The 16,923-nt window shown below is 57.7% G+C and carries 19 protein-coding genes and 1 pseudogene; 7 read left to right on the plus strand and 13 right to left on the minus strand.

Translation table 11 applies throughout. From position 1 onward, the window contains the following. On the minus strand, nt 1-252 hold a 252-nt coding region (locus ABL922_RS12060), incomplete at its 3' end, for a hypothetical protein (RefSeq protein WP_349024475.1). 44 nt (nt 253-296) lie between these two features. Between ABL922_RS12060 and ABL922_RS12065 the strand changes: the two genes are divergently transcribed. Both ABL922_RS12065 and ABL922_RS12070 read left to right on the plus strand, forming a co-directional pair. Further along, nucleotides 297-1,871 (plus strand): lysine--tRNA ligase, encoded by a 1,575-nt coding sequence (locus ABL922_RS12065; protein WP_349024457.1) that lies wholly within the window; start codon nt 297-299, stop codon nt 1,869-1,871. Then, nucleotides 1,868-2,848, plus strand: a complete 981-nt coding sequence (locus ABL922_RS12070; RefSeq protein WP_349024458.1) for a magnesium and cobalt transport protein CorA — start codon at nt 1,868-1,870, stop codon at nt 2,846-2,848. The genes ABL922_RS12065 and ABL922_RS12070 overlap by 4 nt, the downstream gene beginning before the upstream one ends. Here ABL922_RS12070 and ABL922_RS12075 read toward each other — a convergent pair. The 4 genes from ABL922_RS12075 to ABL922_RS12090 form a co-directional block, all read right to left on the minus strand. Then, nucleotides 2,826-3,884 carry a fatty acid desaturase family protein gene (locus ABL922_RS12075; RefSeq protein WP_349024459.1) on the minus strand — a complete coding sequence of 353 codons (1,059 nt, stop codon included), beginning with the start codon at nt 3,882-3,884 and terminating at the stop codon, nt 2,826-2,828. The two genes, ABL922_RS12070 and ABL922_RS12075, sit on opposite strands and share 23 nt — an antisense overlap. 62 nt (nt 3,885-3,946) lie before the next feature. Then, a complete protein-coding gene (locus ABL922_RS12080) occupies nt 3,947-5,479 on the minus strand; it encodes a hypothetical protein (protein WP_349024460.1) in 1,533 nt (510 codons plus the stop codon). Between the two features lie 108 nt (nt 5,480-5,587). Continuing rightward, nucleotides 5,588-6,082, minus strand: coding sequence for a rhodanese-like domain-containing protein (locus ABL922_RS12085; protein WP_349024461.1), 495 nt, complete (start codon nt 6,080-6,082; stop codon nt 5,588-5,590). Nucleotides 6,083-6,142: 60 nt separating this feature from the next. Then, nucleotides 6,143-7,966 carry a DUF885 domain-containing protein gene (locus tag ABL922_RS12090; protein WP_349024462.1) on the minus strand — a complete coding sequence of 608 codons (1,824 nt, stop codon included), beginning with the start codon at nt 7,964-7,966 and terminating at the stop codon, nt 6,143-6,145. A gap of 287 nt (nt 7,967-8,253) precedes the next feature. Between ABL922_RS12090 and ABL922_RS12095 the strand changes: the two genes are divergently transcribed. Beyond that, nucleotides 8,254-9,171: a beta-1,6-N-acetylglucosaminyltransferase gene (locus tag ABL922_RS12095; RefSeq protein ID WP_349024463.1), complete on the plus strand. Its 918-nt coding sequence runs from the start codon at nt 8,254-8,256 to the stop codon at nt 9,169-9,171. A 15-nt stretch (nt 9,172-9,186) separates the two neighbouring features. Further along, the gene (locus ABL922_RS12100) at nt 9,187-9,315 is read left to right on the plus strand and encodes a hypothetical protein (RefSeq protein ID WP_349024464.1); all 129 of its coding nucleotides are present in this window, start codon (nt 9,187-9,189) and stop codon (nt 9,313-9,315) included. Between the two features lie 21 nt (nt 9,316-9,336). Here the strand turns inward: ABL922_RS12100 and ABL922_RS12105 are convergent, their stop codons facing one another. The 6 genes from ABL922_RS12105 to aroQ form a co-directional block, all read right to left on the minus strand. Beyond that, nucleotides 9,337-10,047, minus strand: a complete 711-nt coding sequence (locus ABL922_RS12105; RefSeq protein WP_349024465.1) for a 2OG-Fe(II) oxygenase — start codon at nt 10,045-10,047, stop codon at nt 9,337-9,339. Nucleotides 10,048-10,193: 146 nt separating this feature from the next. Then, nucleotides 10,194-11,105 (minus strand): RcnB family protein, encoded by a 912-nt coding sequence (locus ABL922_RS12110; protein ID WP_349024466.1) that lies wholly within the window; start codon nt 11,103-11,105, stop codon nt 10,194-10,196. Nucleotides 11,106-11,234: 129 nt separating this feature from the next. After that, nucleotides 11,235-11,879 carry a M15 family metallopeptidase gene (locus ABL922_RS12115; protein ID WP_349024467.1) on the minus strand — a complete coding sequence of 215 codons (645 nt, stop codon included), beginning with the start codon at nt 11,877-11,879 and terminating at the stop codon, nt 11,235-11,237. A gap of 26 nt (nt 11,880-11,905) precedes the next feature. Continuing rightward, entirely contained in the window at nt 11,906-13,255 is a 1,350-nt protein-coding gene (gene accC / locus ABL922_RS12120) for an acetyl-CoA carboxylase biotin carboxylase subunit (RefSeq protein WP_349024468.1), read from the minus strand. 7 nt (nt 13,256-13,262) lie between these two features. Next, nucleotides 13,263-13,721, minus strand: a complete 459-nt coding sequence (gene accB, locus ABL922_RS12125) for an acetyl-CoA carboxylase biotin carboxyl carrier protein (RefSeq protein ID WP_349024469.1) — start codon at nt 13,719-13,721, stop codon at nt 13,263-13,265. A gap of 37 nt (nt 13,722-13,758) precedes the next feature. Continuing rightward, nucleotides 13,759-14,199, minus strand: a complete 441-nt coding sequence (gene aroQ, locus ABL922_RS12130; RefSeq protein WP_349024470.1) for a type II 3-dehydroquinate dehydratase — start codon at nt 14,197-14,199, stop codon at nt 13,759-13,761. A 77-nt stretch (nt 14,200-14,276) separates the two neighbouring features. Here aroQ and thiS point away from each other — a divergent pair, with 77 nt between their 5' ends. The 3 genes from thiS to ABL922_RS12145 all read left to right on the plus strand — a co-directional run bounded on the left by thiS (nt 14,277) and on the right by ABL922_RS12145 (nt 15,897). Continuing rightward, the gene (gene thiS / locus ABL922_RS12135; RefSeq protein ID WP_349024471.1) at nt 14,277-14,504 is read left to right on the plus strand and encodes a sulfur carrier protein ThiS; all 228 of its coding nucleotides are present in this window, start codon (nt 14,277-14,279) and stop codon (nt 14,502-14,504) included. Between the two features lie 10 nt (nt 14,505-14,514). Continuing rightward, complete coding sequence (locus ABL922_RS12140) at nt 14,515-15,303, plus strand: bifunctional sulfur carrier protein/thiazole synthase protein (protein WP_349024472.1); 789 nt, start codon at nt 14,515-14,517, stop codon at nt 15,301-15,303. Nucleotides 15,304-15,579: 276 nt separating this feature from the next. Beyond that, complete coding sequence (locus tag ABL922_RS12145; protein ID WP_349024473.1) at nt 15,580-15,897, plus strand: UrcA family protein; 318 nt, start codon at nt 15,580-15,582, stop codon at nt 15,895-15,897. 40 nt (nt 15,898-15,937) lie between these two features. Here the strand turns inward: ABL922_RS12145 and ABL922_RS12150 are convergent, their stop codons facing one another. Both ABL922_RS12150 and ABL922_RS12155 read right to left on the minus strand, forming a co-directional pair. Further along, nucleotides 15,938-16,699: a LytTR family DNA-binding domain-containing protein gene (locus ABL922_RS12150; protein WP_349024474.1), complete on the minus strand. Its 762-nt coding sequence runs from the start codon at nt 16,697-16,699 to the stop codon at nt 15,938-15,940. Then, a pseudogene (locus ABL922_RS12155) lies at nt 16,696-16,923 on the minus strand (sensor histidine kinase); the annotation flags it as partial. The gene ABL922_RS12150 and the pseudogene ABL922_RS12155, both read right to left, overlap by 4 nt.

Consider the following 16,923-nt stretch of genomic DNA (forward strand, 5'->3'; position numbering starts at 1 on the left):
CCCCTTCGCCGTCGGCACGACAAACCGCGCCGGATGCACAAGGGCAAACAGTTCGAGCAAATCGAGCCCCGATAGTTCGGCATAGCCCAGCCGCTGTGCCACCAGTGGCGCGTTGAGCATGATGTGCGGCGTCTCTGCCGCACGCGCCACCGCCTCTGCCTTCCCCACCTGCCGCGTTTCGCCATCGGGCGATGCGATCCAGATACCGGCATGGCTTGCATGCAGCGCAGGAAAGGCTAGGGGAGGGGCCATATCCGCCATTCATGGCAAGTTTGGAACGAAAAGGAAACATGGAAATGAGCGTCGACCCCGCCCTTCGCACGGCAGCCTTGGCAAGCAAGGCATGGCCCTATGAAGAGGCGCGCAAGCTGCTCAAACGCTATCCGCAGGGCAAGGCGGACGGCTCCCCCGTCCTTTTCGAAACCGGTTATGGCCCATCGGGCCTGCCGCATATCGGCACCTTCAACGAAGTGCTGCGCACCACGATGGTGCGCCGCGCGCTGGAGGAAATGGCTGACATGCCGACGCGGCTGGTCGCTTTCTCCGACGATATGGACGGGCTGCGCAAGGTTCCGGACAATGTGCCCAACCATGCGATGCTCACCGAACATCTCGGCAAGCCGCTGACACGCATTCCCGATCCGTTTGAGAAATATGAGAGTTTTGCACATCATAACAATGCGATGCTGCGCGAATTTCTCGATCATTTCGGCTTTGAATATGAATTTGTCTCGTCGACGACGATGTATGAAGGCGGCGAGTTTGACACGGCGCTGAAGGGCGTTTTGGGCAATTATCAGGCGATCATGGATATCATGTTGCCCACGCTGCGCGCCGAACGTGCCGCCACCTATTCGCCGGTGCTGCCGGTCAGCTCGAAGTCGGGTGTCGTGCTGCAGGTGCCCGTGACCGTGGTCGATGCCGAGGCAGGCCTTGTGTCGTTCGAGGATGAGGGCGAGACGATTACCCAGTCGATCCTTGGCGGGCAGGCAAAGCTGCAATGGAAGGTCGACTGGGCGATGCGCTGGGTCGCGCTCGGCGTCGACTATGAAATGTACGGCAAGGATTTGACCGACAGCGGCATCCAGTCTGGCAAGATAGCGCAGGCGCTGGGCGGGCGGAAGCCCGACGGCCTCATCTACGAAATGTTCCTCGACGAAAAGGGCGAGAAGATTTCCAAGTCGAAGGGCAATGGTTTGAGCCTGGAAGACTGGCTGTCCTATGGCACTGAAGAGAGCCTGGCCTTTTACGCCTATCGCGAACCCAAAAGCGCCAAGCAACTGCACCTTGGCGTGATCCCGCGTGCGGTGGATGAATATTTCCAGTTCCGCGGCACTTATGCTGGGCAGGAAATCGAGAAGAAGCTCGGCAATCCGGTGCACCATATCCACAATGGTAAGGTGCCCGCGGACGTGCCGCCGGTGACTTTCGGGCTGTTGCTCAATCTAGCTGGCGTGATGGGGCCGCATGCGACCGCGCCGCAGGTGTGGGGCTATCTGGCCAATTATGTGCCCGATGCCACGGCCGCGACGCATCCCGAACTGGCGAACCTGATCAACCTCGCGCTTGCCTATAACCGCGATCATGTCGCGCCGACGCTGCAACGTCGCAAGGCAGAGGGCATTGAGGTTGAGGCATTGAAGCGGCTCGACTTAGAGCTCGCGCCGCTCCCGGCCGATGCGGCTGCCGAGGATATCCAGAATATCGTCTATGAAATCGGCAAAACTGGTGGTTTCGAAAATCTGCGCGACTGGTTCAAGGCGCTCTATGAAACTTTGCTCGGCTCAAGCGCAGGCCCGCGCATGGGAAGCTTCATCGCGCTTTACGGGGTGGCGAACACCCGCAAGCTGATCGCCGAGGCGCTTGCATGAGCGTTATCGCCGCCCGTATCTACCGCGACGGGCGGCTGCTGACCGACGTCGATCTAACCAAGCCGATACCGACGCTGGAGAAGAAAGAGGACTTCATCTGGATCGGGTTGCACGAACCCGATGCGGCGACGATCAAGGCGTTGCAGGAGCATTTCGGGCTGCACGAACTGGCGGTAGAGGATGCGCTTGATCCGCGCCATTTGCCCAAGATGGAAAGCTATGGCGAAAACCTGTTCGTCGTGGCGCGCACTATCCATCTGGTTGGCAGCGATGGCGCCGCGCGGATTGAATATGGCAACACCGCTATCTTTGTCGGGCGGCAGTTCATCATCACCGTGCGTCATGGGTCGGATCGCGGACACGCGCCGATCCGCACCCAGCTTGAAGCGACACCCTGGCTGCTCAAACAGGGGCCGGATTATGTGCTCCACGCGATTCTCGACTTCATCGTCGATGGCTATTTTGAAACCATCGATGTGGTTGAGGAACAGGTGCTGGCGATGGAAGATCGGGCGATGGAAACCTTTCTGGACAGGGCGCAGACGTCGCGGCTGTTCACGCTGCGCCGCGATCTTTTTCGGCTGCAGCGTATCCTTGGGCCTACTGAGGATCTCGCCAATCGTTTCGTCAATATCGACCTGCCACAGCTCGATAGCGAGATCGATCCCTATTTCCGCGATCTGGCCGACCATGTCCGCCGGGTGAATTACCGCGTAGCGGGTCTGCGCGATACGCTGACCAGCGTGATCGAAACCAGCGGGCTGCTCGAGCAGCAGCGGCAGGGCGTCATCACCCGCCAGCTTGCCGCTTGGGCAGCCATTCTTGCAGTGCCCACGGCGATTGCCGGGATTTACGGGATGAATTTTGACATCATGCCCGAACTGCGTTGGAAATATGGCTATTTCGCCGTGCTGGGCGTGATGTTTGCGATCTGCGGAACGCTTTATTACCGCTTTAAGCGGTCGGGCTGGCTGTAACTCGCCTTAATACCGACCAATAATTGGGTTCGATTGTCATCTTCGCATGATAGCCGCCTTTGCCGAGCAGTGTGTGCGCACGCGGCAGGCTGTAGCAAGGCACGCCCATAAACAGGTGATGCTCACTGTGAAAATTGACCCAATAGGGTGCAACCGTCGCGCGCTCGATCAGGCCTGCATAGGTCGTCCGGGCATGGCTGAAGGGATCGTCGCTGCCGGTGGTGGTGCAGGCATGCTCGGCGATGTTGCGAATGCGCAGGAAAAGCTGGAAGGTCGTCGCCAGCGCCACCAGCCAAAGCACGAACGGCAGCCAGCCCCAGACAGAGAGCGAAATCGCCAGCAAGACGAGCTGCACAAGCAGGAAGCGTGCGACTGTGCGGGCGGTGGTCTTGGCGCCTTCGATATTGGCCACGGGTGCATCGATACCGCTGCGGCTTTGCAGGTTCAGCGCGCGGCCTGCGCTGGTATCGCGCTTGTCTTCTGAACTACCTGTTTCGCCGCGCAGCATCGCTTTCAGCCCGCGCAGCGCCGCGGCAAACTGATGGCTGCGCTGCTTGAAAAAGGTCTGTCCGGTCAGGTCACGCACTGCTTTGCGCCACAGGCTGGCACTGCTGGTTGGGAAGGGTTTGGAGAGCGACAGGTCCGGATCTTCGGGCTGCTGGGTGAATTTGTGATGGGTGAGGTGATAGGCGCGATAGGCGTGCAAGTCGCTTCCCGTCGCCGCACCGGACGGCCATTGCCCCAACCAGTTGTTGAGTTGCCGGCTGGGATGCAACAGACCGTGCGCGCCATCGTGCATCAATATCGCCAGCCCCAATTGCCGCCCGCCTAGCAGCGCGAGCGCAATCGGTGTCGCAACCAATCCGGCGAGCCAGTTCTGCTCCCAAGCCCAAGCTGTGCCAAAGGCTGCGATGGCAACCACGGCCCATGCGTGGACGATCTGCCAGATGCCCAGCCAAGGGGAAACACGGGTAATTGCCGCCCAGTCCTCGGGGGCGAATATTGAGCGGGGATTGGCGGCTTTGACGGCTGGCATCAGCGCAATATACACCCAATATCGGGCGCTGCCAAATCCGCTACGGCAGCGAATGCGCAGGCTCAGTCAGCGGCGGGTTCCGATGGAGTTGTTTCGGATTTGGTTTCGGTCTTTTGATTCGGCTGCAGCTTCGCCTTGATTTCCGCCAGTTTGGTAATAGCCGGGTTGTTTTCGCTCCGGTTGTGCGGATCATTGGCGAGCGGCATCAGGACCCTGTAAGCGGTGGACCAAGCTTCCTCATGCATCAATTGCTGCACAACCTGCCAGCGTATGCCCTGATCATAGGGTGCCAGTAACAACGCGCGCTCTAGCCCATGGGCGGCCAGCTCGGTTATTTCCTGGCCCGAGCCTTGCAGGCTGCGATAATAATAGATGAGCGGAATGGGATGGTCTGCTTCAACCTTGTTGAGCGCGGTGACCGCACGCCGCACCTTTTTCCAAACCGCATCGCTATCATCTGCCTTGTCGGCAATTTGCGACAGGGCGTAGATCTTCTGCACCAGCGCATTCACCTGACCCGGATTGATGGCAAGCGCTTTATCCGCTGCAGCCACAGCCGCTTCATGATTGCCGGCGTCGTGCTCGGCTTCGGCCAAGGCAGCCAATACGGCAGGGTCATTTGGGTATTGTGCGGCAATCGGCTGTGCTTTGGCCAACACCGGCTTGGACGTTTCTGCATCGACGCCGCGCTTCGACTCCAGAATGACGGGCATCATCGCAGCCTCACCGACACGCATTTTTCGCACTGCGATCGGGCCGACACGGAGCTTGTCTCCGGGAATTGAAACATAGTTCATTCGCGATTTACGCAAATAGTTGTTCAGCTCCTTGTTGAGCTGCCCAAGGTCACCGAATATCCTTGTTGCCGCGTCCATCTCTGTTGCGCCATTGGCAAGTGCAAGGCGATATTGGTCTAATTGGCCCTTTCGGTTCCCAGACAATTGCAGGTAGTGATAGAGGAGCCAGCTGCGACCGTAAAATTCATCATAACTCTTTGATTTGTCTTTCTTGTAGGTTTCGGAATCGAGAAGTGCTTCGATTGAGACATTGCGGGCATATGCAAGTTCGCCCGCGCGGTGATAGGCGGGTAGCCCCAAACCGACGCCGCCATTTTTTTCAAAACGGGCGGTGGAGAAAAATTCGGCAAACCCCTCGCTCAACCAGCGGGGTGAGGCCCATTCGCTTGCACCATGCATGATGTGGTGAGCGTATTCGTGGAACAATATCTGCTCGCTTGAGCTGACCAGGCTGCCTTGGCCATCGACACGTGAAGTGAATGCTACCGATCCGCCCGCGCGCGGCTGGTAAAAGCCCTGCAGATATCCGCTCTTATCGCCGGCGAGCTTCTGCACCTGGCCAGCCGAGCGAACGACATAGATGGTCACCCTGTTGGACGGGCTTGGGACAATTGATTCGCGTCCCAGAATCCAGATTAGCGCGCTGTGAAAACGCTCAAGCCTTTCGGTGAATTCGCGGACATCCGTTTCATTCTGGTCGGCAATGACCAGAAAATTCTCACTACTTGCCTCATGCCATTCGGCAAGCACAGGCGATGGCAGTAAAAATATCAGAAGTGAAGCAATGCGACCGAACATATGCTCTCCATGCAAAATGAATCGCCACCCTAAATTCTTGTGGCGAAACAGTTTCAAGGAAACAACAGGAATTCCAGATGGAACGCACGGCCTGCCAAATTTTACAGTTTAGATCGACTTCACCCAACCGACACGCGGGTCATCCATGTCCACAGCTTCACCAAGCTCCCAGAGATTTTTATAGCCATAGCCATAAAGGTTGATGAAGGTCTGGATGTTGAGCGCCAGCGGCAGCGCTTTGGTCATCACCGGGCGGCGGTTGTTGGTGAAATTATTATTGCAGTAGATCAGGATTTCGCGGTCCGGATTGGCACCGATGACTTGGGCGAGGCTTTCGGCGGTGAAGTCGGGTAGCGGCAGGTTTACCGCTCCTGCAATATGCCCTTCGGCAAAGGCTTTGGCCGACCGGGCGTCAAGGACCAGGACATCAGGTTGGGCGGCTCGCGCCTTGAATTGGGCAAGCGAGACCAGCCGCTCCGATCGCACTGGCTGCACCTCCGCCGTCAGTTCGCGAAACCCGCTATAGTCGATCAGCGGACTGCCGCGATCCTGTGCGGCCAGTGGCGTCGCCAGAAGGGCGAGAGTGAGTGGTAAAATGCGCATGGGCAGCTTCCTCCTATTGGAGAAAGCTGCCCATGGCGCTTTGAATGGGCGCTGAACGCCTTATTTCTGCGAAGCAATCCAGCCGTCGATTTTCTTCTCGAGCACGGCGAGCGGCAGCGCCCCAGTGTTCAGAACCTGATTGTGGAATTCACGCACATCGAATTTCGCACCCAGTTCCTTTTGCGCTTTCGCTTTCAGTTTCTGGATGGTCAACGCCCCGATCTTATACGCCAATGCCTGGCTCGGGATCGCGATATAGCGCTCGACCTCTGCCGTGGCATCGGTTTTGCCCATGTCGCTGTTGGCAAGCATATAGTTGATCGCCTGATCGCGGGTCCAGCCCTTGCTGTGGAGCCCGGTGTCGACGACCAACCGCATCGCGCGCAGCATCTCGTCCGACAGCGTGCCAAAGCGCTGATAGCGGTCCTTGAACAGCCCCATGTCATAACCCAGCGTCTCGGCATAGAGTGCCCAGCCCTCGACATAGGCGGTGTTGCCGCCAAAGCGCATGAAGGCCGGCAGTTTCTCATTTTCCTGCGCGATGCTGATCTGGAAATGGTGCCCCGGCGCGCCTTCGTGCAGGTAGAGCGTGGTCATGCCTGATGTGGTGCGGCTGGGCAGGTCGTAGGCGTTGAAATAGAAGGTGCCGGGGCGCGTGCCGTCGGGTGTGCCCTGCTGATAGCTGCCACCCGCCTCATATTTCTCGCGGAATTCTTCATAAGGTTTGATCTCAAGCGGTGCCTTGGGAAGATATTTGAACTGGCTGGAAATGACAGTGTCGACCTGCTTGCCGATGTCATAATAGCCCTGCGTCAGCGCCTCGCGGCTTTCCTTCTTGAATTTGGGGTCGGTACGCAGATGCTCGAAGAAGTCCTGCAAGCTGCCCTTGAACCCAACCTCGGTCTTGATGGCTTCCATACCCTTCTTGATCCGGTCGACCTCCGACAGGCCCAAATTATGGATGTCGGCGGCCTTTAATGGCAGGGTGGTCGTTTGTTCGACCATATATTGGTACAGTTTCTCGCCGCCCTTCATATAGGACAGGCCGACGCCCTCGCGCGCCAGCGGCAGATATTCGTCACGCAAGAAATCGCGCATGCGCTGGTTGGCGGGGTACAGCCCCTTTTCGACTATATCGCGATATTCGGCAGTCAGGCGTGCCTTGTCGGCTTCGCTGAAATCGGCGGGGAATTTGGTGACCGGGCCGTAATAAGGCGACTCCTCGGTCTTCTGCGCGAGTTGGGTGTTCAACTGGTCAATGACGTTGGTGATCGTCAGCTTTGTCTCGAACACGCCTGACGCCATGCCTTCACGGAAACGGCCGATTGAGGCATCCATCAGCGTGATGAACTCCTTGTGACGTTTCAGATTGTTTTCATAATCGGTAACGGTCTTGAACGGCGCTGCACCCTGCCCGCTGGCGAAGGTGGGATAGAAGGTGTGGAATCCGGCGAAATGGTTGACGGGGCGGACCACCGTCAAATCCATGATTTCTTTCGACAGGCCCTTGAGTGCATCAAGCTGGTTCTGCTTGTAAACGTCATAGGCAATCTGGCTGGTCGGATCGAGCTTGGCGCGGTCGATGCTCTCCACTTTGGCCAGATTGGTTTCGGCTGCTTCGCGCTCTGCATCGAAATAAGCGTCACTGATATAGTCGCCCAACTGATCAGCATAGCGCATGTCGCCGCGGAACAATGCGTTTAGGGGATTGCGCTTGAGGGTGGCTTCATCGTCCTCGGCAAACAGGGCGGCCAGCTTGGACGCTTCATCGGCCTGCGGAGCGACCGCGGCGTTGTCAGCAGTGGCAGCGATTGCCGAAGTGCTGGTGGTTACTGCAGCAGCAAAAGCGCAGCCCGCAAGCAGAGCGAAGCGAAGGGATATCATCAAAATTCTCCAATTTATTCAGCAGCGATTTTAGCCACGTCGGCGAATGCCGGTTTCCTTGATGCCAATTCTTCGGACGACAAGTCTGTTTCGACAGACGACATTGACCGCTTATGAACGGATAGTGAGGCACTCGCCCTTATATTCCGGCCCGTCATGCCCATATAGGTTATACCCTTGGCCGTATCCACCCGAGCTGACGGTGTCTCTTTCCGGTCGATTTTTCGCTTGGCGTCCCGAGACGGGTACGACCTCACCGTGCTTTGCCAGCGTGCAATGCGCGGCGAATGGGAGCACGCCGCATGATCGCCTATTTCATTCTTGCCCACCGTTATCCAGACCAATTCAAACGCATGTTCCGTTCGGTTTATGCGGCCGGGAACCAGTACCTTATTCACATCGACCGCAGTTCCGGGCCTGAATTGCAGGCCGACCTGAAGGCATTTCTCGCGCCATATCAGAATGTGGCCATCCTTGATCCAAAGCCAGCACTTTGGGGCGGCTACAGTCTGGTGGATGCCGAACTTCGCGGCATGGCGAAATTGCTTAAGATGGATTCCGGATGGACCCATTTCATCAATCTGAGTGGCCAGGACTTTCCGCTCAAGTCACAGAACTATATCCGCGAATTTCTCTCCAAAAACGGCGGAAAACAGTTCATCCGTACCGTCGATCAAGCGCGCTTTCGGCCCGATACGTTGAACCGGCTAAGCCATTTCTTTGTTGAAGCCTTTGGCCGGATATTTCGCACCGGGCTGAAGCGTCGACCGATGTTCAACGTGACCCCTTATATCGGCACGCAATGGAAGGTTGTGACCCGCAGCTTTTGCGAATTTGTCTGCAACGATGTGCAGGTCGCGCCGTTCCGCAAATTCTACCGGCGCAGTCTGATTGCTGACGAAGGCTTTTTCCAGACAGTCATGATGAACCGGGGAGAGCATGGTATTGTCATCAACGATGATCTCCGCACCATTGATTGGGTGCCGGATGGTGACATCAAATTGCGCCCGCGCACCTTTGGTAAGGCCGATGCCCTGCGACTCACGCTGAGTCCCGATCTGTTCGCGCGCAAGTTCGACATGACGGAGGACAGCGCCATCTTTGATCATCTTGAGCATCATCTGACGACACCGGCAGGCAATATCTATCGGGGATGCATCGAAGACCGGCCAGTGGCCCGAAAATATGTCGTTGATTGCGTTTAAACAAAGGAGAGTGTGATGGCTAAAAGTCAAAAACGATCGAACCGTGAAGTCCGTAAACCCAAGGCTGAGGCACCCAAAAAGCAGAATGCCGCAAATATCTCACTGAAAAACAGCGTGACCGGCGTACTAGCCTCGAAATCCTGATCTTTCGGGACTTGGCTCTCCTCACGCCGTGGCGGTATTGAGTTCCAGCCAGTTGTTCTGCCGGTACCATTTGGTGATGACGTGCTTCACGCCTTTCACCACCGGGGTGCCAGTGTGCAGCGATTTGTAGTTGAGCGTGCCGTCGGGTTTCATGTTGTTCCACATCAGCAGCGTTCCAGCCTGCGGACGGACGCCGATGCCGATATGGGAGAATTCGGTCGCGCCACCTTCTTCGGGCTCGTTGAGGAAGATCATCGCGGTCCAACTGCGTTGACCGCCGCGCGGGCCTTCATGCTCCCAATAGCTTTGGCTTGGGTGGAAGAAGTCGTGATGCGCCTTGAATTCCTGGCCTTGTGTGTACCGCTGCCCCTGCATCGTTTCTGCCCAATTATTGTCGATCCCCAGCGTATCGCTCATCCGCGCCTCGACGCGGGTGATGTCGGGATCCCAGCGGTTCAGGTGGCAGCTATAGCTTGTGCGAAATCCCGCTTGTTCGGTGCCCTTGTACAAGGTTGACGGAACGGCATCGGCGTCAATCTTTGAAATCAATATCCCGCAATCGCGCTTCCCCAAAAAGCCCTGATATACATATACCTGCAGGTCGGGCACTTCGATGCGCTGGACCAGCGGATTATTTTCAAGCTTGCGGGTTACAAACGTGCCAATTTTGGCGAGCTTCGCCGGATCATTATTGGGGTCGAACTTGGTCGGGGCTTCGGTTTCGGCGGACACGCTTGCGCTCCATGCGGGGATGAGTCGCCTGCCTCATAACATGCAAGGCAGTTGGATTTCGAGAGGGTGTAAGGCCAGCGCGGTGCAAACAAAAAGAGCCCGGGGAGGAAGGTACCCCGGGCTCTCCGACTTCTGGGGGATCAGGATTACCAGAAGAAGTCGTGTATAACGTCGACGACATAGCCATTGCGGACGTCGATTAGCAGCACATCGTCATAATAGCGGACCCAGCGGTACGGGCCATTGGCGGGCGGGAGCCGGTAGTACCAGGGGTCGGCGATCCAGTAACGGTTCGTATAAAAGGGCGATCCCAGATAGATGCCAATGTTGAACCGGCGATAATGGTCACTGCGGTGGGGCGCGTAATATCGACCGGGGCGGTAATAGCTGCGATACTGCTCGCGGTGCCCGCGCCAGTCGTAACGGCGATCATTGCGCCAGCTGCGATCCCAGCGGTCATTGTCACGCCGGTCATAGCGGCGGTTGTCGGCTGAGCGGCGATCATCATCGCGGCGGCCTTCCCACCGGCGATTGTCATCGCGGCGGTCGTCCCGGCGATTGTGCTGGCGACTGTCATCGTCGCGGCGGCGATCCCAGCGGCTATCGTTGCGCTTATCGTCGTTGCGACCGCTCCAGCGGCGGCGATCTTCGTTGCCGCCATTCCAGGAGCCGCCTTCGCGTTGACGCTGGCTGTTGTCATCGCTGCGGCGCCGTTCTTCGCCAGGGTTCCACTGCTGGCCTTGCGGCGGCTGCTGTTGCGACTGGTTCCAGTTTCCGCGCCGATCCTCACGCCGGTCGTCGCGACGCTCGCTGCGCTGCTCGCCCTGTGGTGAGCGTTCAACGCGCCGTGAACGCTGCTCGCCGCGCCCGGCGCTATCGTCGCGATTGACCGGGCCTTGTCCGCGCACCCATTGGCCCTTGCGCTTTTCACCACGCTCGAAATTGGATGTATTGTCCGTTGCCGACATTGCGGCACCAGCTTGTGCAGGCTGGGCGGCATAAGCGGCCGGTGAAAGGGCGATTGTCGAGACAATGCCTATCAAGAATATTTTCTTCATCGTTGGTCCCCGATGTGAGAACGACACTGTGCCGCCCTATTAGAGCCTTTATCGCCGAGATTGTCTGTCACGAGGCTGAATGAGGCTGTAATGTTCAGGAAAGGCGCGATTTAGTTGAACGGCTGGATTTCAGCCAATTTCATCAAACGCAATGTCAAGGATGGGGAAGTTCTCCCAGCCGATGAAATCAAAATGCCACCATTCGTTCGAGATTCCGCGAAACCCCTCCGCTTCCATCCAGCTTTCGAGTCGTTTGCGATTCGCGATTGCTTCGGGCGAGGCTCGCATGAAATCGCGGTGCGCGCGCTGGGTGAACTCGTCATAGCCGCTTGGCATTTCGACCTGGCGACCGGTCGCCAGATCGTGCAGCGTCAAATCGACTGCGCAACCGCGATTATGGCGTGATCCCTTTTTAGGATTGGCGACATAGTTGCGTTTCGGGCCCGGCGGGGTTGCATCCCACAAAGCTTTTGTAATCCGCCAAGGGCGATAGGCGTCATATATCATCAGGCCAAAGCCTTCGCTTTGCGCAGCCCGGTGCGCCCGTATCAGAGCTTCGGCGGTCGGGCGGACGAGAAAGGCGCGCGCCTGTGGATAAAGTTTGCGACCGGTGAAATTGTTGGCCGTCGCATAGCGGATGTCGAGACGAATGCTGGAGTCGAGCTGGATCAGCTCGACCAGATCCCCCCTGTCAGACTTTGGTGTTGCAGCAGACGGTCTGGCCGGAGGGGCAATTTTCTCGCTGCGATCGCAGGCGAGCAATGGCGCTATCATTGCGCCAGCGACAAAATGTCGCCGGCTCAGCTTTCCTGCCGCGCCAGCCACTCTTCGAGCCACTTGATCGTATAGTCGCCATTGATGACGTCCGGATCGCGCAGCAGCGCCTGATGCAGCGGAATGTTGGTCTTGATGTCGGTAATCACCATTTCCTCAAGCGCGCGGCGCATGCGCATCATGCAGCTTTCGCGGGTGCGACCATAGACGATCAGCTTGGCGATCATGCTGTCATAATAGGGCGGGACGCTATAGCCCGAATACATGCCGCTATCGACGCGCACATGCATGCCACCGGCGGCGTGATAATGGCCTATCCTGCCGGGGGAAGGCACAAAGGTGCGCGCATCCTCGGCATTGATCCGGCATTCCATCGAATGGCCGCGGAATTCGAGCATATCCTGCGTCACCGAAAGACCACGACCTTCGGCCACGCGGATCTGTTCGCGGACAAGATCAAAACCGGTGATCATTTCGGTAACCGGATGTTCGACCTGGATACGCGTATTCATTTCGATGAAATAGAATTCGCCATTTTCCCACAGAAACTCGATCGTGCCAGCGCCGCGATAGCCCATGCCCGCCATCGCCTTGGCGACGATATCGCCCATGCGCGCGCGTTCGTCGGCGGAGATGACGGGGGAAGGGGCTTCCTCCAGCACTTTCTGGTGGCGGCGCTGCAGCGAGCAATCGCGCTCACCCAGATGGATGGCGTTACCTTCGCCATCGCCGAATATCTGGAATTCGATATGGCGCGGGTTGCCAAGATATTTCTCGATATAGACCGTTGCATCGCCGAATGCGGCTTTGGCTTCGCTGCCTGCTTGCTGGATCAGCGTTTCGAGTTCATCGGGGCCGTTGCACACCTTCATGCCGCGCCCGCCGCCGCCGGAGGCCGCCTTGATGATGACGGGATAGCCGACTTCCTCGGCAATCTTTTTGGCTTCGGTGATTTCTGAAACCGCGCCGTCGGAGCCAGGAACCAGCGGCAGGCCAAGCTCGCCTGCCGTCTTCTTCGCCATCACCTTGTCGCCCATCGTGCGGATATGCTCGGGCTTGGGGCCGATGAAGGCGATGCCGTGGCTCTCGACGATTTCGGCGAACTGCGCGTTTTCCGAGAGGAAGCCATAGCCAGGGTGGATCGCATCGGCATGGCTGATCTCAGCCGCCGATATGATCGCAGGTATGTTGAGGTAGCTGTCTTTGGCTGCAGGCGGGCCGATGCATATGGCTTCGTCAGCCAGACGGACGTGCATGGCGTCGGCATCGGCAGTCGAATGCACCGCTACAGTCTTGATGCCCATTTCATGCGCTGCACGGTGGATACGCAACGCGATTTCGCCGCGATTGGCGATCAGGATTTTCTCGATACCCATCGGTAGCTTACTCGATGACCATCAGAGGCTGGTCGAATTCGACCGGCTGGCCGCTTTCAACAAAGATGGCTTTGACGGTGCCGGCATTGGGTGCGGTGATCGGGTTCATCACCTTCATCGCTTCTACGATCAGCAGGGTGTCGCCCGCAGATACCTTGTCGCCAACGCTGACAAAGGCGGGAGCGCCCGGCTCTGGCGTCAGATAGGCGGTGCCGACCATCGGCGATTTGAGGGCGTTGGCGGGAACCGCTGGAGCGGCCGCTTCGGCCGGGGCTGCGGGTGCGGCTGCTGCCGGGGCTGCAATAGCGACGGGGGCTGCAGCAACTGCATTGATCGTGCGGGCTACTTTGATCTTGCGATCGCCGTCTTCGACCTCGATTTCGCTGAGGCCGGTGTCGTTGAGCAACTCGGCCAGTTCGCGCACCAATTTGGTATCGACCTGCATCCCGCCGGTTTTGCCGTTCATGTAAATTCTCCGTTTGACCCTGTTTGGGCCGCTTTAATCAGAGACGCGCCGCCGCGTCCAGCGCCAGTTCATAGCTTTTTGCGCCATGCCCTGCAAAACAACTATGCGCTGCCATGCCGACATAGCTGATATGGCGGAAGGCTTCGCGCTTCATGGGGTCGGACAGATGCACTTCGATCACCGGCAACTTGATCGATTTGATCGCATCGTGGAGCGCGATTGAAGTGTGGGTATAGGCGCCCGCATTGAGCAAGACAGCTTTCGCCCCCTCGGCCTGCGCCTCGTGGAGCCAGTCGACCAGATGGCCTTCATGGTTAGATTGGCGAAAGTCGATTTCCAGCCCAAGTTCATGCGCCTGATCGTCAAGGCGACCGGCGATATCGTCGAGCGTATCGGTGCCGTAAATCTCTGGCTCCCGCGTGCCGAGCAGGTTGAGATTGGGGCCGTTTAGGACATAGATGAGCGGTGTGTCAGCCAAGGCGTTTTCCCGTGGTTAGTCTTGCCTAAAGATGCTGTCGGCCCCTATATGTGGATGACAGGAAAAAGCGAGACAAAATGACCGATACCGCCACCCTTTCAACGATAGCAATCAGCATCAATGGTGAACCGCGCCGTGTCGCAGCGGGGCTGTCGGTTGCGGGGCTGGTGGCTGAACTGGGTTTCAACCCGAAAAAGGTCGCGGTCGAACGCAATCTGGAGATCGTCCCGCGCTCAACCCATGCGGATGTGATGCTGGCCGATGGCGACCAGTTGGAGATTGTCCACTTTGTCGGCGGCGGCTAAGGCGCACGGCATGAGCACCCCAATGACAAATGCCGACAGCTGGACCGTTGCCGGTCGCACCTTCACCTCGCGCCTGATTGTCGGAACCGGCAAATATAAGGATTTCGAACAAAATGCTGCGGCGCTGGTGGCGTCGGGTGCGGAAATCATCACCGTGGCAGTGCGCCGGGTGAATGTGTCGGATCCGAATGCGCCGATGCTGTCCGACTATGTCGATCCGAAGAAATACACCTATCTGCCCAATACCGCAGGCTGCTTTACCGCCGAAGACGCCGTCCGCACGCTGCGGCTGGCGCGCGAAGCTGGGGGCTGGGATTTGGTGAAGCTCGAAGTGCTAGGTGAAGCCCGGACGCTTTATCCCGACATGCGCGAGACACTCAAGGCGACGGAAGTGCTGGCCAAAGAAGGCTTCCTGCCGATGGTTTATTGCGTCGACGATCCGATTGCGGCGAAACAATTGGAAGATGCAGGCGCAGTGGCGGTGATGCCTTTGGGTGCGCCGATCGGGTCAGGCTTGGGTATCCAAAACCGCGTAACGATTCGCCTGATAGTCGAGGGGGCGAAAGTGCCAGTGCTGGTCGATGCCGGTGTTGGCACAGCTTCCGACGCTGCGGTTGCGATGGAGCTGGGTTGCGAAGGCGTGCTGATGAACACCGCCATTGCAGAAGCTAAAGATCCCGTGCGCATGGCGCGTGCGATGAAGTTGGCGGTAGAGGCGGGGCGTGAAGCCTATCTCGCCGGTCGTATGGGGCGACGGATGTATGCTGACCCGTCAAGTCCGTTAGCTGGGCTGATCTGACAGATCAAAATTACAACTGTAGTCGTTCGTCGAACCCGATTGTTCCGATAAAGCGATTGGTAGCCTTTTGACGCGCGTTCGTCATGTTTTTTGTCGGCTTGCAATCTGCTCTTATCTCCCTGTCGAACGCTTGCTGAACCGAGAACGCCTTCCGCGCATAACGAGTTTGCAGGCCGAACTCTTCCAGCTCCCCAGCGTTAAGATCCTTCGGTCTGCACCCTCTCCCGAAGGGCCCGCAGACGAAGAGAGGCCCGTTATCGCTGATAGGAGCCTGATATGTTAAAGACGGTTACAACTACGATGCTTGCATTGCTGGCATGCTCAAATGTGTCAGCCCAAACGACACACAAAAGTGTTCGGACTATCGAAGTCAGCCATTCTGATCTCGATCTTTCGACCCAATCCGGTCAAGACAAGCTCAAACAACGGGTATTGCGTGCCGTCAGGAACGTCTGCGCATTCCCAGCCGCCAAAACCGCCGCTGAACATTCCGATCAACAGAAATGCCGCGCGCGAGCAAAAACAACAGCCATGCGTGAAGCTGGCGAAACAATCGCGCGCTTTGGCAGCAGTGTGAAAGTTGCACTGGATTGATAGCCGACAATCGCAAAAGCCGGGCAGGGAAAGGCGACGCCTATTTCCCTGCCAGCTTTTTCACATCCGACAAATATTTGCGGCCGATGCGCATCGAATCGCCATTTTCCAATAAAGCGTGCCAAACGCCGCCGCCTTCGTGGCGCAGCCCTGTGATCAGGTCGTGCCTCACAATATGACTTCGATGAATACGCTGGAATTTCGAAGGATCGAGCCGCTGTTCAAGGGTCGATATCGTTTGGTGCAGCAAATAGCTGCGCCCGCCTGTGTGCAGACGCATATAGTCCCGCTCGGCTTCGATGCGCTCTATGTCCAACGCCGCGATACGGATCAGCTCCGACCGGTGTGAAACCCAAAACTCGCTGGCATAGCCGCCCGATGCATCCGGCTGGGCTGATATGTCTCCGGCCTCGCCTTCTCCATCTTGCACATTCTCGATCTGCTGCTGTGCGCGGGCTATCGCACGGCTCAAGCGGTCGGCTGAAACCGGCTTGAGCATATAATCCACGACATCAAGGTCGAATGCCTCAACGGCAAAATTGTCATAAGCTGTGACGAAGATGATTGCCGGCTTCCGCTCCATCAGGGCGATCGCACGGGCAACGCTGATACCGTCCATCTTGGGCATGCCAATATCAAGCAATATCAGGTCTGGTGTCAGGGTCTGCGCAAGGCGCAGCGCAGCGGCACCATCGCCGGCTGTACCGACAAGATTGACGGCTGACTCTGCTGCACAAAGGATCTGCAAACGCTCAACTGCCAATGGCTCATCATCGACGATTACGGTGCGCAATCCTGTCATGCCAAATCCTTGGGCGATATGGGAATGACAATCGTGGCCCGGTATCCGCCGTCCGGTTTTCGACCCTTAGCCAAACTGGCGCGGTCGCCGTAGCGGGCTTCGAGCCGATCGCGGACATTGGCAAGACCGATGCCGTTGCCATGTTCCTGGGTTGGCGAATCTTCGCCATCGTCATCAACTATTATCGTCATCCAGCCGTCGCTGGCGGTTGCGGAGATGCTTAC

This window comes from Sphingorhabdus sp., assembly GCF_040079335.1.
Classification (GTDB): domain Bacteria; phylum Pseudomonadota; class Alphaproteobacteria; order Sphingomonadales; family Sphingomonadaceae; genus Sphingorhabdus_B.